The organism is Pseudomonas migulae (assembly GCF_024169315.1).
Taxonomy (GTDB): domain Bacteria; phylum Pseudomonadota; class Gammaproteobacteria; order Pseudomonadales; family Pseudomonadaceae; genus Aquipseudomonas; species Aquipseudomonas migulae_B.
Genome location: NZ_JALJWR010000001.1, coordinates 1,476,484 through 1,491,537, shown reverse-complemented (window position 1 = coordinate 1,491,537; position 15,054 = coordinate 1,476,484). Strand labels below are relative to the sequence as shown.

Annotated in this window: 12 protein-coding genes; 5 read left to right on the top strand and 7 right to left on the bottom strand. The window is 59.5% G+C overall.

The window, feature by feature from the left end:
* The first annotated feature begins 114 nt into the window (after nucleotides 1-114).
* Nucleotides 115-765: a TetR/AcrR family transcriptional regulator gene (locus tag J2Y86_RS06745; protein WP_253429040.1), complete on the top strand. Its 651-nt coding sequence runs from the start codon at nucleotides 115-117 to the stop codon at nucleotides 763-765.
* Nucleotides 766-964: 199 nt separating this feature from the next.
* Entirely contained in the window at nucleotides 965-1,795 is an 831-nt protein-coding gene (locus J2Y86_RS06740; protein WP_253429038.1) for an alpha/beta fold hydrolase, read from the top strand.
* Nucleotides 1,796-1,842: 47 nt separating this feature from the next.
* On the opposite strand, the gene J2Y86_RS06735 is transcribed toward J2Y86_RS06740, so the two are convergent.
* Nucleotides 1,843-2,484 carry an FMN-dependent NADH-azoreductase gene (locus tag J2Y86_RS06735; RefSeq protein WP_253429036.1) on the bottom strand — a complete coding sequence of 214 codons (642 nt, stop codon included), beginning with the start codon at nucleotides 2,482-2,484 and terminating at the stop codon, nucleotides 1,843-1,845.
* Nucleotides 2,485-2,580: 96 nt separating this feature from the next.
* Between J2Y86_RS06735 and J2Y86_RS06730 the strand changes: the two genes are divergently transcribed.
* Together J2Y86_RS06730 and J2Y86_RS06725 are read left to right on the top strand one after the other, a co-directional pair.
* The gene (locus J2Y86_RS06730; RefSeq protein ID WP_253429034.1) at nucleotides 2,581-3,435 is read left to right on the top strand and encodes a LysR family transcriptional regulator; all 855 of its coding nucleotides are present in this window, start codon (nucleotides 2,581-2,583) and stop codon (nucleotides 3,433-3,435) included.
* Between the two features lie 113 nt (nucleotides 3,436-3,548).
* Nucleotides 3,549-5,009, top strand: a complete 1,461-nt coding sequence (locus J2Y86_RS06725; RefSeq protein WP_253429032.1) for an MFS transporter — start codon at nucleotides 3,549-3,551, stop codon at nucleotides 5,007-5,009.
* A gap of 444 nt (nucleotides 5,010-5,453) precedes the next feature.
* Here the strand turns inward: J2Y86_RS06725 and J2Y86_RS06720 are convergent, their stop codons facing one another.
* The 4 genes from J2Y86_RS06720 to xylA all read right to left on the bottom strand — a co-directional run bounded on the left by J2Y86_RS06720 (nucleotide 5,454) and on the right by xylA (nucleotide 10,696).
* Nucleotides 5,454-6,590, bottom strand: coding sequence for a sugar ABC transporter permease (locus J2Y86_RS06720; RefSeq protein ID WP_253429030.1), 1,137 nt, complete (start codon nucleotides 6,588-6,590; stop codon nucleotides 5,454-5,456).
* Nucleotides 6,591-8,147, bottom strand: a complete 1,557-nt coding sequence (gene xylG, locus J2Y86_RS06715) for a D-xylose ABC transporter ATP-binding protein (RefSeq protein ID WP_253429028.1) — start codon at nucleotides 8,145-8,147, stop codon at nucleotides 6,591-6,593. It lies immediately after the preceding gene.
* A gap of 82 nt (nucleotides 8,148-8,229) precedes the next feature.
* Complete coding sequence (gene xylF, locus J2Y86_RS06710; protein WP_253429026.1) at nucleotides 8,230-9,231, bottom strand: D-xylose ABC transporter substrate-binding protein; 1,002 nt, start codon at nucleotides 9,229-9,231, stop codon at nucleotides 8,230-8,232.
* 148 nt (nucleotides 9,232-9,379) lie between these two features.
* Nucleotides 9,380-10,696 carry a xylose isomerase gene (gene xylA, locus J2Y86_RS06705; protein ID WP_253429024.1) on the bottom strand — a complete coding sequence of 439 codons (1,317 nt, stop codon included), beginning with the start codon at nucleotides 10,694-10,696 and terminating at the stop codon, nucleotides 9,380-9,382.
* Between the two features lie 176 nt (nucleotides 10,697-10,872).
* On the opposite strand from xylA, the gene J2Y86_RS06700 reads away from it, so the two are divergent.
* Nucleotides 10,873-12,069: a XylR family transcriptional regulator gene (locus J2Y86_RS06700; RefSeq protein ID WP_253429022.1), complete on the top strand. Its 1,197-nt coding sequence runs from the start codon at nucleotides 10,873-10,875 to the stop codon at nucleotides 12,067-12,069.
* A gap of 147 nt (nucleotides 12,070-12,216) precedes the next feature.
* Here the strand turns inward: J2Y86_RS06700 and J2Y86_RS06695 are convergent, their stop codons facing one another.
* Nucleotides 12,217-13,800 (bottom strand): aldehyde dehydrogenase (NADP(+)), encoded by a 1,584-nt coding sequence (locus J2Y86_RS06695; RefSeq protein ID WP_253429020.1) that lies wholly within the window; start codon nucleotides 13,798-13,800, stop codon nucleotides 12,217-12,219.
* A gap of 17 nt (nucleotides 13,801-13,817) precedes the next feature.
* Entirely contained in the window at nucleotides 13,818-15,035 is a 1,218-nt protein-coding gene (locus tag J2Y86_RS06690) for a fumarylacetoacetate hydrolase family protein (RefSeq protein ID WP_253429018.1), read from the bottom strand.
* Nucleotides 15,036-15,054 lie beyond the last annotated feature (19 nt).

Here is a 15,054-nt window from a genome sequence, read left to right as displayed (position 1 = left end):
TGCGCCCTGAGGCGCGCTCAGTTGCTGAAATGTAATGGGCGACCCTTGCAGGTTGGTTGTCGTATGTCTATTGTGAGACTGTGTCTCACGAATAGACAGGGTCTCATATATTCCATGCCCACTCCGAAGTCAAGCCCGTCGAACCCCAACGGTGATCCGCAAGGTCGCGCCAACCAGAAGCTGCGAACGCGCCAGGCGCTGATCGATGCCGCCGTTGCTTTGCGCGAAGAGGGCCAACACCCGACAGTTGCGCAAGTGGCTGAACGCGCAATGGTCTCGCGCGCCACGGCGTATCGCTATTTTCCCTCGACCGAGGCGTTGATCAGCGAGATGGCGGCCGACCGCGAAATGAAGCCGCTGGAAAGCTTCTGGCGGCCGGGAGACGATCCGGTAAAGGGCATTGGCCTGGCCGCGAACGCGTTGAACAAACTCTTGATCGACGACGAGATCGGCCTGCACGTGATGGAACGCTCGTTCATGTCGGTGTGGCTTGAAAGCGAGACTCACGAACCCCTGCGACCGGGCCGACGTATGAGCTACATCGAGCCGATCGTCGACTCGCTGAAGGACGTGCTCACACCCCGGGCGCGCAAACGCCTGAAGCAGGCGCTGTCGATCGTCATCGGCACCGAGGCGTTGATCGCCGTGCGTGATATCAGTGGCGCAAGCGTTGAAGAATCACTCGATGCGTCTGCGTGGGCGGCGAGGGCGCTGGTTCGTCAGGCGCTGGCGGAGGCTGAGGAGGCACGCCGGAAGCGAAGGTGATGCCTGGCGGCATCGCGTTAGCGCCGCTTATTCAAGATTTGATCAGGCCGCCTGCTTCGTGAAGGCGCCAACCCGCTGATTTTCGCCAGTTCGCCTATTCTCATATTCCACCCAAAAAGCCGTTGACCTTAAAGCTGACTTTAAACCTGAAGTGAACTGGCGGCCGAGCGGCGCAACATTTCATTGAGGAGAGGCGAACATGGGGTATGTCACTACGCAGGACGGTGTCGAAATTTTTTACAAAGACTGGGGTCCACGGGATGCCCAAGTGATCTTCTTTCATCACGGATGGCCACTCAGTGCGGACGACTGGGATGCGCAGATGCTGTTTTTCCTGGCGAACGGCTACCGGGTCATTGCCCACGACCGCCGCGGCCACGGGCGATCGAGTCAGGTCTGGGACGGGCACGACATGGATCACTATGCTGATGACGTCGCGGCCGTCGTCGACCATCTTGGCGTGCAGGGTGCCGTCCATGTGGGGCACTCCACCGGCGGCGGTGAAGTCATCCATTACATAGCTCGCCACGGTGAAGACCGGGTGTCGAAGGCCGTGATCATCAGCGCGGTGCCACCGTTGATGGTTCAGACCCCGAGCAATCCGGGCGGTTTGCCAAAGTCGGTTTTCGATGACTTGCAGGCACAGCTGAAAGCCAACCGCGCACAGTTCTACCATGACGTTCCGGCCGGACCTTTCTACGGTTATAACCGCCCTGGTGCAAAACCATCCGAGGGCATCATCCGGAACTGGTGGCGGCAGGGCATGATGGGCTGTGCAATAGCCCATTATGACGGGATCGTGGCCTTCTCTCAGACCGACTTTACCGACGATCTGAAAAGCATCACGATCCCCGTGCTGGTGATGCATGGGGATGATGATCAGATCGTGCCTTATGAAGACTCCGGGCCTTTGTCCGCCAAACTGTTGCAAAACGGCACGCTGAAAACCTACCCGGGCTATCCCCACGGAATGCCCACGACGAACGCCGATGCAATCAACGCCGATTTGCTCGCTTTCGTACGAAGCTAGGCCACTGGAGGGGCGGGTAAAATCCCGCCCCTGCCTTCTACTGTCCGTCAGCGACAAATATCATCTGCCAATCTCCTGGCTTGCTGAGTCGCAGCCTCGCGCGCGTCACGATCAACGTCTTCCCCCAGGATGGTTTTCTCCACGATCACCGAATGCACATCGGTCACACCGATGAATTGCAGCCAGGCTTCCACATAGGGCTTCTGGAAGTCGAAGCGCTCTGCCGGTGTGGTCGACTGCGCCGAAAAATCCAGGCCGCGGGCGTAGGCCACCACGGCGGTTTTGTTGTGCAGCATGCCTTCCAGACCGCGCTCCGGGTCAACGCTGAACAGGATGTCTTTCTGCGAGACCAGGTCGATGAAGTGTTTGAGTTTGTACGGGATGCTGAAATTCCAGAGCGGTACGGACATCACCAGCACATCCGCGCGGTGCAGGTGCGCAGCCAGATCCTTCAAGGTGTTCCAGGCGGCCTGTTGCGCCGGGGTCAGGGCGGTGCCATTGAGTCCGGCGTATTTGGCCTCCATCGCCTGATCATCGAATTCCGGCAATGCCATGTTCCAGAGGTCGAGCGTGATGATTTCGGTGTCCGGGGTGTGTTCCTGATAACGCGCAATGAAGCTGCGGGCGACTTCAAGGGACGCCGAACGCTGCTTGCGTGGAGAACATTCAATGTGGAGAAGAGTCGTCATGGTGCGCCTCGATTGCTGGGGTAGGGAGGCATTGCAACATAGTTGTAATTGAAATATAAATTGTGAATTAACACTCAATTGATCACGTATAAAACTATGTTCGATACGCTGCTGCTCAAAACATTTGTCGCTGTGGTCGATGAAGAAGGCTTCAGTCGCGCAGCCGAAAAGCTGCACCTTACTCAGTCTGCGGTCAGTGGCCATGTACGGCGACTGGAGGAACAGATTGGTAAACCGCTGCTGACGCGGACCACCCGTTCCCAGCAACTGACGCCCGATGGCGAGCGCCTGCTGTCTTATGCACGCACGATCCTTGTGTTGAATCGCGATGCCTGGGCAGAACTGACGCGTACGCCGTTTCACGGGCGGCTGCGGATTGGGGTGTCCGAAGACTTCGTCGAATCTCGACTGCTGCGCACTTTCCAGGATTTCGCCGCGCAGTACCCAGGGATGGAGATCGACGTGCAAGTGAGCATTCCTGGCATGTTACTGGCGCTGATGAAGCAAGGGCATCTGGAATTGGTCATCGGTTCTCTGTGCGAAACCAGCGAAGCGGGGCTACTGCTCTGGCAAGAGCCGCTGGTGTGGGCCTGGTCGGCGCAACCCGTCACGCAGCTACCGACGCCGTTGCCGCTGGCCCTGTTCCCCGAGCCGTGCCCTTATCGCGAGGTAGCGCTGAAGCGACTGGCTCAGGCGGGGATCGCCCAACGCACGGCCATGTTATGCAGCAGCACGGCCGGGTTGCAGGCAGCGGCGCTTGCAGGTTTCGCGATAGCGCCCATGCCACTCAGTCAGTTGCGGCAAGGACTGGCAGTACTTGGGGCTGAACAAGGGTTGCCGGAGTTGCCGGATGCGGAGTTTCGGTTATTCACCTCACCTGAAGCGGATCAGGCGATTGTGGCGGCGGTCACCCAGCTCATTGTGGAGTATTGCTCTACGCGCAGGGCATGAGCGGGGTTCCTTGCCATGGGCAGTGGGCGTGCAACCCGGGAGCGCAATTTTGAACTCCCGATGCAGGGGCTAACTCCTACTCACATGGCACTGCACATGACCACGATGTGGCGATGACCCACCAACCGCTGCATAGCCGCGAGCCCGGCGCGATATTCGAAACCGATCTTCCAGCACGCCTGGACCGTTTGCCGTGGGGCCGTTTTCACTCACTGCTGGTGTTCGCGCTGGGCATCACCTGGTTGCTCGACGGCCTGGAAGTGACCCTCGCCGGCTCGGTGTCAGGCGCGCTGAAAAACAGCCCCGACCTGCGCATGAGCAACTTCGATATTGGCCTGGCCGGCGGCATCTACATCGCCGGCGCCGTGCTGGGTGCCCTGGTGTTCGGCTGGCTGACCGATCGCCTCGGGCGGCGCAGGCTGTTCTTCATGACGTTATGGTTGTATGTAGGCGCCACGGCGGCCACGGCGTTCTCCTTCAGCCTCGAAAGCTTCCTGCTGTTCCGCTTCCTCACGGGCATGGGCATCGGCGGCGAATACACGGCGATCAATTCGACCATCCAGGAATTCACCCCGGTACGCTATCGCGGCTGGGTCGACCTGACCATCAACGGCACCTTCTGGTTAGGCGCAGCGCTTGGCGCCGGCGGGGCCATCGTCCTGCTGGATCCGCACGTGGTCGGCGGCGACCTGGGCTGGCGCCTGTGCTTCGGCATCGGTGCAGCGCTGGGCCTGTTGATCCTGGTGATGCGCCTGTGGCTGCCGGAAAGCCCGCGCTGGCTGTTGATCCATGGTCGGCACGATGAGGCACAACGGATCGTCGAAGGCATCGAAGCGCGTCTGCGCGAACAAGGCCATGAACTGCCGGCCGTGACCAGCCAACCCCTGCGCCTGCACGCGCGGGACCATACGCCGCTGGCGGAGATCTTCCATACCCTGTTCGTCAGCTTCCGGCGCAGGGCGCTGGTGGGGATGACCCTGATGGCTGCGCAGGCCTTTTTCTACAACGCGATCTTCTTCACCTATGCGCTGGTGCTCACCGATTTTTACCAGGTGCCCGCCGAGCATGTCGGTTGGTACGTATTGCCCTTGGCACTGGGTAATTTCTGCGGGCCGCTGCTGTTGGGGCGCCTGTTTGACGTGATCGGCCGACGCGTGATGATCAGCTTCACCTACGCAACGTCCGGAATCCTGCTGGCGCTCAATGGCTATGCCTTCCAGCAGGGCTGGCTGGATGTCACCCAGCAAGCCGCCGCGTGGATGGTGATCTTCTTTTTCGCTTCGGCAGCGGCCAGCTCGGCCTACCTGACCGTGGCAGAAACCTTCCCGCTGGAAATCCGCGCCTTGGCCATCGCCGTGTTCTACGCGTTCGGCACCGGCCTGGGCGGCATCATCGGGCCAACGCTGTTTGGCCAACTGATCCAGACCCAGCAGCGCAGCAGCCTGTTGACGGGTTACCTGATAGGCGCCGCGCTCATGTGTGTGGCAGCGGTGGTGCAAGCGGTGTGGGGAGTGGCTGCGGAGCGTCGAGCGTTGGAGCAGGTGGCCAGGCCGTTGTCGCAGGCTGGGGATTGAGGGGGGCTACTTGTCAATGAGCAACCTGTTGGCCCTTTTGTCAGGATGACCATTTCTGCATCCCAGGGGCCGAGCGAAGTCATATAGTCAGTGTACTGATTTTGAATCTCTCTCCACGATGGGTAAGGATGCTTGGAGAGCAACACGCCTGTTTGGGTGTAAATAATTTGAATCTGCATAAATCCATTTTCCGTATGTAGACAGCGGTCTGAGTCTAGGCCGAACGAGTGGAAATCCTTTTCATGAATGTCTTCAAATCGGCGGTTTCTGGCCGAAAAAAGCGTCGGATGAGTGTCCGTTTCTGACCGATAGCTGCCTGTTGGAAGAGGCAACTTTCTACCCAAATCCAAGGGTGGCTGACCATCGGTGGCCGCAGTACAACCGTCACGAAAAATCGCATCTCCCTATAAGCAGACTGCCGCGGATCACTTCATACACAGCAGATCAACGTCGCCCAGTCCGAGTGCTCACATCCACCCACACGGCCAACACCAGAATGCTGCCCTTGACGATCATCTGCCAGTAACTGTCGACGTCGAGCATGGACATGCCGTTGTCCAGGCTGGTAATGACCAGTGCGCCGAGGAGGGCGCCGTAAACGGTGCCGGACCCCCCGCGCATGGAAGTGCCGCCGATGAAGCAGGCGGCGATGGCGTCGAGTTCGCCCATGCTTCCGGCCGAGGGTGAACCGGCGGCCAGGCGTGCGGTGTTGACCACGCCGGCGAGGGCGCACATGACTCCCATGATTCCGAAAATCCACAGCTTCACGGCCTGCACATTGATACCGGACAGACGTGTCGCTTCCATGTTGCTGCCCACGGAATACACGCGCCGGCCGAACACGGTCTGGCTGGTCACGTAGCTGAAACCGCCCAGCAGAACCAGCAGAAGCAGGACCGGCACGGGAATGCCGTCATAGCTGTTGAGGGTCTGGACGAATCCGGCTAGCACCGCGCCGATCAACAGCACACGCACGACGTCACGCACCAGTGAATGTGCCGCAAGGCCATGAAGGGCGCGATTGCGTCGTTGTTTCCAAGTCAGGAACAACGTCAGTGCGAACAGCAGAACGCCCAGGCCCGTGCCGATTGTGTGGGGCAAATAACCCTGACCGATGTAGACGAGTTCCGGCGATACCGGGGCGATGGTCGTGCCGCCGGTAATCCCCAGCAAAATGCCGCGGAAAGCCAGCATGCCTCCCAGCCCGACGATGAATGACGGAATGCGCAGGTAGGCGGCCATGTAGCCGTTGGCGAGGCCGATCAGCAGCCCGCACAGGGCCACAAGGCACAGGTTCGCCAGCAACGGTACGTGGTAGACCACGTCGAGAATAGCTGCGACGCCTCCGAGCAGGCCCAGCAATGAGCCGACCGACAAATCGATCTCTCCGCTGATGATGACCAGCACCATGCCGCAGGCGAGAATCCCGGTAATGGACATCTGGCGCAGCAGGTTGGAAAGGTTGCGCGGTGTCAGGAATCCGCCCTCGGTCTGCCAGCTGAAGAACAGCCAGATAAACGCCACGGCAAACACCAGCGCGAGCATCTTGTAGCGAGTGAAGAGCTGTTTGACCTGGTTCATTTACGCGGATTTCCGATCATTATTGTTATGGCCATCAGGCTGGCTGAGTGCGGCGGCGAGCAGTTGTTCCTGGGTGAGTCCGTGGTTGATGAAGTCACCCCGCAACTGGCCTTCGCCAATCACCAGAACGCGGTCGGAAACGCCGAGCACTTCGGCCAGCTCTGACGACACCATGATGATCGACACGCCTTCGGCCGCCAGCGCCCCCATTAGCTTGTAGATCTCGTACTTGGCGCCGACATCCACACCTCGGGTGGGCTCATCGAGAATCAGCACCCGGGGCTTGGTCAGTAGCATCTTCGCCAATACGGCTTTTTGTTGATTGCCGCCGGACAGACTGGTGATTGGCAGGAACGGGCTCGCGGTCTTGAGGTGCAGGCGTGAAATTTCTCGATCGATGCTGCCCAGTTCGGCTTCGGCATCGATGCGGGTCAGTTTCGAGTAGCTGTCCAGCACGGCCAGGGTGATGTTCTGGCCGACGCCCAGGTCTGGAATGATGCCCTGGCGCTTGCGGTCCTCGGGCACCAGGCACAGGCCGGCACGGATTGACTTGAGCGGCGTGCGGGTGTCGATGAGTTGGCCGTCCAGCCAGACTTCGCCTTCTTGGCGACCGGGGTAGGCGCCGAACAGCGCTGTCACCAGTTCGGTGCGGCCTGCGCCGACCAGTCCGGCGATGCCGAGGATTTCCCCGCGTTTGAGGCTGAATGAAATATCGTCGACTCGTTTTCGCTGGGGGTTGTCGACGTCGTAGCAAGTGATGTGGCGGGCCTCGAAAATCACCTCGCCAATGTCGTGTGGCTCGGTGGGGTAGAGGTTGCTCATTTCCCGTCCGACCATCTGGGTGATGATCTGTGGAATATCCATGTCCACCATGGCAGTCGTGGCGATGTGTTTGCCATCGCGGATCACCGAAATGGTGTCGCACACGGCGGCCACTTCATCGAGCTTGTGGGAGATGTAGACACAGGCAACACCCTTGGCCTTGAGGTCACGGATGATGTCCAGCAGCACCTCGATTTCCGAACGGGTCAGGGCCGATGAAGGCTCGTCAAGAATTAGTAGGCGCGCGTGCTTGTTCAGTGCCTTGGCGATTTCCACCAGCTGCTGATAGCCGCCGCCGTACTGCGAAACCGGCAGCGATACGTTCATGTCCGGCACTTTCAATTCACGCATCAGGGCTTCGGCGCGGTGGATCATCGCCGGGTAATTCATCCGCCCACCGGGCAGCGTTAGTTCATGGCCCATGAAAATGTTCTCGGCCACCGACAGGTCGGGAACCAGGGTCAGTTCCTGGTGAATGATGACGATGCCAGCGGCTTCCGTTTCGCTGATCGATTGCGCCTTGAGTGGTTGACCGTCCCAGAGGATTTCTCCGTCCCAGGTGCCGTGGGGGTACACTGCGGAAAGGATCTTCATCAGCGTGGACTTGCCGGCGCCATTCTCGCCGCAAAGCCCTACGCATTCCCCCGGCTTGACCTTGATGTCGATGCCATTGAGCGCTGTGACACCGCCGAAGGTTTTGACGATACCGTTCATTTGCAGCAGATAGTCGGACATGGCAGAGACTCATAGCGGCAGGGACGAGGCGGGTCCCCGCAGGAGCGAGCTGGCTCCTGAAGGGGGCATTACCGGGCGATGATCACTGCCCGGCAATCTGCGCCTTGGTGTAAAACCCGTCCTGTTCCAGCAAGTCGATGTTGTCCTTGGTCAACGGAGTCGGGGTGAGCAGGATGGTGTCGACTTTTTTGCTGCCGTTGTCGTATTGCGAGCTGTAGGCGGGTTTCTCGTTACGCGCCAGTTGCACCGAGAGCTTGGCGGCTTCGGAGGCGATGAGTTTGAGCGGTTTGTACACGGTCATGGTTTGCGTGCCGGTGATCACTCGCTTGACCGCTGCGAGGTCTGCGTCCTGCCCCGAAATCGGCACCTTGCCGGCCAGTTGCTGAGAGGCCAATGCCTGGATGGCGCCACCTGCCGTGGCGTCGTTGGAAGCGACGATGCCGTCGATTTTGTTGTTGTTGCGGGTCAAGGCGTTTTCAACAATGCTCAGCGCTTCGGTCGGGTTCCATTCCTTCACCCATTGTTGGCCTACGATCTTGATATCCCCCTTGTCGATGGCCGGTTGCAGCACTTTCATCTGACCTTCGCGCAGGACTTTTGCGTTGTTGTCGGTAGGCGCACCACCGAGCAGGAAGTAATTGCCCTTGGGCGCTGCGCGCAGCACGCCGCTGGCCTGCATCTCGCCGACTTTTTCGTTATCGAAGGAAATGTAGGCGTCGATATCCGCGTTGAGTATCAGGCGGTCATAGGACACGACCTTGATCCCGGCTTTCTTCGCTTCCGCCACTACATTGGTCAGGACCGTGGCGTTGAACGGCACGATGACGATCACATCGACGCCACGGGAAATGAGATTTTCGATTTGCGAAATCTGCTTTTGCTCGTTGGCATCGGCCGACTGTACAAAGACCTTGGCGTCCATTTTCTCCGCCGCTGCGACGAAGTAATCGCGGTCACGCGACCAGCGTTCCAGCCGGAGATCATCAATGGAGAAACCGATTTTCGGGTGGGCAGCATCGGCCATCACCGGTAGCGACAGCAGCGCCAGGGCGCTGGCCAATAGCGCGCGTTTCACATTCTTCATGGTGGTGCGTCCTTTTGTTTTTGTTTGAAAGACACTGCCTGACGATGAGTCTCGGGCTGGTAGAACTGTAGAGAATTGGCAGACGCGGCGGACACAGATTTGTCGTGCGAATGTCACAACGTTGTTGCGCCCGCAGACGCCATGGCGATCAGCGATAGATGAACCGGTTGACGACGTTTTCGAGCATTTCCTGCCTGCCGCTGACGGCCTGCGGATTCAGTTCGTTGGCGAAGGCATGTTCGGCCAATGACTGGAGGTTGAACTCACCCGTCAGCACCGCCTGCCCGAACGGCTGCTGCCAGCCGGCGTAGCGTTGATCCTTGAGCAGTTGAAGCTGATCGTTCTGCACCATGGCGGCTGCCCGCTCCAGGGACAGGGCGAGGACATCCATTGCGCCGACGTGACCATGGAACAGATCGATCTCACCGAGGCTCTGGCGGCGAACCTTGGAGTCGAAGTTGTACCCGCCATTCTTAAACCCGCCGGCCTTGAGGATTTCATAGGTGGCCAGGGTCATTTCTTCGACGCTGTTGGGGAACTGATCGGTGTCCCAACCGTTCTGCGGATCACCGCGGTTGGCGTCGATGCTGCCGAAAATCCCCAGCGAGATGGCGGTCGCAATCTCGTGATGAAAGCTATGACCGGCCAGGGTCGCGTGGTTGGCTTCGATGTTGACCTTGATTTCCTTTTCCAGGCCGAACTGCTGGAGAAAGCCAAACACGGTGGCGCTGTCGTAATCGTATTGGTGCTTGGTCGGCTCCTGCGGCTTGGGTTCGATCAGCAGGTCACCTTTGAAACCGATCTTGTACTTGTGCTCGACCACCATGCACATGAAGCGACCCAGTTGTTCGCGTTCACGTTTCAAGTCGGTATTGAGCAGGGTTTCGTAGCCTTCGCGACCGCCCCACAACACGTAGTTGGACCCTTTCAGGCGTTGGGTCGCGTTCATGGCGCTGAAGACCTGGGCAGCGGCGAAGGCAAACACTTCGGGATCCGGGTTGCTGGCGGCGCCGGCGGCAAAGCGCGGATTGCTGAAGCAGTTGGCGGTGCCCCACAGCAGCTTGATCCCGCTTTCCTCCTGATGTCGCTCCAGATGATCAATCATTTGCGCGAAGTGGTTGCGGTAGTCCTTCAACGAATTGCCTTCCGGGGCGACATCCGTGTCGTGGAAGCAGTAATAGTCGATACCCAGTTTGGAGAAGAACTCGAACGCGGCTTCCGCCTTGCCAATCGCCAGCTCCATCGGGTCGCCGGCGTGTTGCCACGGGCGCTTGAAAGTACCTGCGCCGAACACATCGGAGCCCGGCCAGACGAAGGTGTGCCAATAACAGGCGGCCATGCGCAGGTGTTCGCGCATGGGTTTGCCGAGGATGATTTTGTCGGCGTCGTAGTGACGGAAGGCGAGGACAGAATCGCTGGAAGGGCCTTCGTAGCGAATCTTGTCGACATCGGGGAAGTACAGCATTGGCAATGTCCTTGTTGTTCTTGGCGGTGTCTCGATACTAGCAACGGCCCCATGCCTGCTGATTATGAAAATCACCAACACTGGGTGCGATTTTGCGTATTGAGATTCGTGGTCTGCGCGCCTAGTCTGTGCAAACCGCCTCCATGAGAAGGGGCCCCGGAACAAGCCTGAAAATAATGAAAACAGTACCGCCTGTTCACCGCATCGCACTGTTGTTCAACGGGAGCAAGATCTATGACCGGGGTATCATCAGCGGCATCGGCAACTACCTGAGCAGCACTCGCGCGTCCTGGGACCTGTTCCTGGAGGAGGATTTTCTCTGCCGGTTGAAAGGGATCGAGCGCTGGCAGGGTGACGGGATCATTGCCGACTTCGACGATCCGCTGATTGGCGAGGCGCTGGCCGACATCAAGTTGCCGGTGGTGGCGGTGGGTGGTTCTTATCAGGATGAGCGCGCCTACCCGAAAGGAATCCCTTATGTTGCCACCGACAATAACGCATTGATCACCCTGGCTTACGCGCACTTGATCGAGGCGGGGCTGCAGCGTTTTGCCTGCTTCAGCCTGCCTGAAGCGCAGGCCAATCGTTGGGCGCAGGAGCGGGAAAAAGCCTTTCGACGGCTGATGCAACGTGACGGCCTGCATGCCGAGGTCTACCGCGGCATGGGCACAAGCGCACCTCTCTGGGACAGCGCCGTCGAACAACTGATCGCCTGGCTGCAAAGCCTGCCTAAACCCATAGGTATCATCGCCGTCAGTGACGCCCGTGCAAGGCAGTTGCTGCAGGCCTGCCTGACCGCCGGAATCGCCGTACCGGAGCAGGTGGCGTTGATCGGCATCGACAACGATCCGCTGACACGCAGCCTGACCCGGGTCCCATTGAGTTCAGTCATTCAGGGCACCGAAACTATGGGCCGCACCGCCGCGCAACTGCTCCACCAGATGCTGCACGGCATGCCGTCCACCGGCACGCACATCCTGATCCCGCCGGATGCGATCAACGTGCAGGTGTCGAGTTTGCACCAACCGTTGGGCAACCCCTACGTCATGCAAGCGCTGCTGTTTATCCGCCAATATGCCTGCCAGGGCATCAAGACCGCGCAAGTGGCAGCTTATGTCGGCGTCTCTCGCTCATCGCTGGAGTCGCACTTTCGCACTGTGAGGGGCTGCAGCGTGCATGATGAGATTCTGCATTTCAAACTGGCGGCGGCGACGAGCGGGTTGGAAAATACCGAGACAGCGATTGCGGAAGTTGCCCGCACGTGTGGATTCAAATCCGCACAGTATCTGCACACGGTGTTTCGTCGCGAGTTTGGCTGTACGCCCCGTGAATACCAGCAGGGCGCTTTAGTGGTGCCGGGTGCAATTGGTTGATTGTTGTGGGGTTAGAAGGGTTGGTTTGGCCAGAAGTAGTCATTCGACATTCCCTTTGCCAAGGGCCCGAAGCAGGGATGCGGCTTGTCCAAAAGCGCAAGAGACGGCCGATTTAACATCGCCGTAGTACGAGATCTAATTGGCGCATTAACGCAAACGCTCATTTGTGCTGGCGCCGTCTACCAGGCGTTGAATGCCGAGCGGATTGGCGTTTTTCAATGCGTCGGGAAGCAAACTGTCCGGGTAATTCTGGAAGCAGATCGGTCGCAGGAAGCGGTTGATCGACAGCGTTCCTACGGACGAGCCTCGGGCATCCGAGGTGGCGGGGTAGGGGCCGCCATGAACCATCGCATCGCAGACCTCGACACCGGTCGGGTAACCATTGAGCAAAAGGCGACCCGCCTTCAGTTCCAACACTGGAATCAACTCGGCAAACATCTCCAGATCCGCAGGTTCGGCAATCAAGGTCGCGGTCAGTTGCCCCTGCAAACCGTGCAGCGCGTGCTGCAGCTGTTGCCGGTCATTGACCGCAACGACGACTACAACCGGGCCAAACACCTCGTGCTGCAGCAGTTCGTCATGGTTGATCAGCAGTTCTGCGTCCGCTTCGAACAGTTGTGGGTTAGCCTGGATACCTGCTTGAGGATTCCCCGCTCGATGGTGGATCTGCGGATGATCATGCAGGCGGGTCAGGCCATCGGAGTAATTGCACAGCCCGCCGGCGTTGAGCAGGGTATGTGCAGGCTGAGCGTTGATCTGCCAGGTCAGCTCATCGAGAAACGCATCGAACTCGGGAGAGCGTATTCCGATCACCATTCCAGGTTTTGTGCAGAACTGTCCTGCCCCTTGAACCACAGAGGCGCAGACCTCGGCCGCAATGTTTGCACCACGGGTCTTGAGGGCCTCTGGCAGCACCAGTACAGGATTGACACTCGACATCTCGGCGAACACCGGGATGGGTTCTGGTCTTGCCGCTGCCATGTCACACAGCGCCCGGCCGCCCTTGAGCGAACCGGTGAAGCCAACAGCCTTGATTGCCGGGTGTTGCACCAGCCAGGCACCGACCATCCCGCCGTAAATCATGTTGAAGACACCGGGCGGCATTCCGGTCTGTTCGGCGGCGCGAATGATTGCCAGAGCGACCCATTCCGCCGTATCCATGTGCCCGGGGTGTGCCTTGAATACCACCGGGCAACCGGCCGCGAGCGCAGCGGCGGTATCACCGCCCGCCGTAGAGAAGGCCAAGGGAAAATTGCTGGCGCCGAATACGGCGACCGGGCCGATACCGATGTGGTATTGGCGCAGATCGGGACGGGGCAGGGGTTGACGGTCAGGCAGGGCACGATCGATACGTGCCCCAAAGAAATCCCCACGTCGCAGCACCTTGGCAAACAGTCTCATCTGCCCACTGGTACGGGCACGTTCACCCTGAATACGTGCGGCCGGCAGCGCCGTTTCGCGGCAGACCGTCGCGATGAATTCGTCACCCAAGGCGTCGAGCTCATCCGCGATGGCGTCGAGAAACGCCGCGCGTCGAAGGGGCGGCAGGGTGCGGTACAGCGGGTAGGCCGCCGCCGCCGCATGGGCGGCAGCATCCACTTCCTCTCGCGTGGCTTCAGTAAAGTAGCCCGGCAGTTCCTGCCCAGTGGTGGCGTCGAAACTTTGCAGGCGCGAGTGACCTTCGGCGCTGCGTGCGCCATTGATAAAGTTGTGTCCGGTGCTGGCGTTCATAGGCATTCTCGTTTTGGCTAGCGTGGCTTGATCGCGGCAGAAACCAACCCGCGACCGTGTAAGTTATCGAGCAGGGCGCGATAACCCATCTGCCAGGCCGGCGCGCGATCGCTTGTCGTCACGCGGTTGACCAGCGTGCCGAACCTGGCGCTGCTGATGGCGACCAGATCACCCTCTTTATGGGTGAAGCCTCCGCCGGGTAGATCGCGGTCTTGCTTGGGGGCAAACAGCGTGCCGAGGAACAGCACAAAGCCGTCCGGGTACTGATGGTTTTCGTTGAGTGTCTGAGCGACCAGATCCAGCGGGTCGCGGCTGATTTGATTCATGGAGCTGCTGCCATCCATGATGAAACCATCGTCGCCTAGGACACGCAGTGCGACTTCTGCCGTGCGCACGTCCTCGATGCTGAAGGTTTCATCGAACAGTCGGATAAACGGCCCAAGCGCGGTCGACGCATTGTTGTCTTTGGCTTTGGAAAGCAACAACGCACTGCGCCCTTCGAAGTCGCGCAGGTTGACGTCATTGCCCAGCGTAGCGCCCTGTACCTTGCCAAGACTGGAAACGGCCAATACCACTTCGGGCTCTGGATTGTTCCAGCTGGACTTCGGATGGATACCAATGTCCGATCCGTAACCCACCGCTGACAACGGCTGAGCTTTGGTGAATATCTCGGCGTCCGGGCCGATGCCCACTTCGAGGTACTGCGACCACATGCCCTGGCTGATCAGCACTTCCTTGAGCGCGGCGGCCTGGGAAGAGCCCGGCACGATGTCCCCGAGGTCAGTACCGATGCTCGCTACCAGCGTTGCGCGAATGCTATCGGCCTTGGCCGGGTCGCCCTTGGCCTGCTCTTCGACCACCCGCTCAAGCATGCTGGTGGCGAAGGTCACCCCGGCGGCTTTTACCGCTTGCAGGTCAATCGGCGCCAGCAGCCATGGCTGTGTTTCGTCGCGCATCGAGACATCGCTGTTGCGCAGTAACGCGTCAACGCTGATTAGCGCCTGCTCCAATGGCAGGCTGCGCAGGTAAGCAACGGGGTCATCGAGTTCAAGCAGGGCCGAAACGGTCGCCACCCGAACGCTGATGTCATAGACCTCGCGGTCTTTAAGCAGGACGATGGCAGGCCCTGCCGTGGCGCCAGGAATCCACACGCGACCGATCCAGGTGCCTTCCGCGAGGTCCTGGGCTGGAGTGTTCAAATCCGACAATGTGATGGCAACGTTTGTTTGGGGCATGAAAAAAACCTCGGCAGAA

Excerpts from the sequence above, each read along its gene's own strand:
- J2Y86_RS06700 (WP_253429022.1), top strand. The coding sequence starts at position 10,873 with ATGAAAACAGTACCGCCTGTTCACCGCATCGCACTGTTGTTCAACGGG.
- J2Y86_RS06725 (WP_253429032.1), top strand. The coding sequence starts at position 3,549 with ATGACCCACCAACCGCTGCATAGCCGCGAGCCCGGCGCGATATTCGAA.
- J2Y86_RS06695 (WP_253429020.1), bottom strand. The coding sequence starts at position 13,800 with ATGAACGCCAGCACCGGACACAACTTTATCAATGGCGCACGCAGCGCC.
- xylF (WP_253429026.1), bottom strand. The coding sequence starts at position 9,231 with ATGAAGAATGTGAAACGCGCGCTATTGGCCAGCGCCCTGGCGCTGCTG.
- xylA (WP_253429024.1), bottom strand. The coding sequence starts at position 10,696 with ATGCTGTACTTCCCCGATGTCGACAAGATTCGCTACGAAGGCCCTTCC.
- J2Y86_RS06730 (WP_253429034.1), top strand. The coding sequence starts at position 2,581 with ATGTTCGATACGCTGCTGCTCAAAACATTTGTCGCTGTGGTCGATGAA.
- J2Y86_RS06720 (WP_253429030.1), bottom strand. The coding sequence starts at position 6,590 with ATGAACCAGGTCAAACAGCTCTTCACTCGCTACAAGATGCTCGCGCTG.
- J2Y86_RS06745 (WP_253429040.1), top strand. The coding sequence starts at position 115 with ATGCCCACTCCGAAGTCAAGCCCGTCGAACCCCAACGGTGATCCGCAA.
- xylG (WP_253429028.1), bottom strand. The coding sequence starts at position 8,147 with ATGTCCGACTATCTGCTGCAAATGAACGGTATCGTCAAAACCTTCGGC.
- J2Y86_RS06735 (WP_253429036.1), bottom strand. The coding sequence starts at position 2,484 with ATGACGACTCTTCTCCACATTGAATGTTCTCCACGCAAGCAGCGTTCG.
- J2Y86_RS06690 (WP_253429018.1), bottom strand. The coding sequence starts at position 15,035 with ATGCCCCAAACAAACGTTGCCATCACATTGTCGGATTTGAACACTCCA.
- J2Y86_RS06740 (WP_253429038.1), top strand. The coding sequence starts at position 965 with ATGGGGTATGTCACTACGCAGGACGGTGTCGAAATTTTTTACAAAGAC.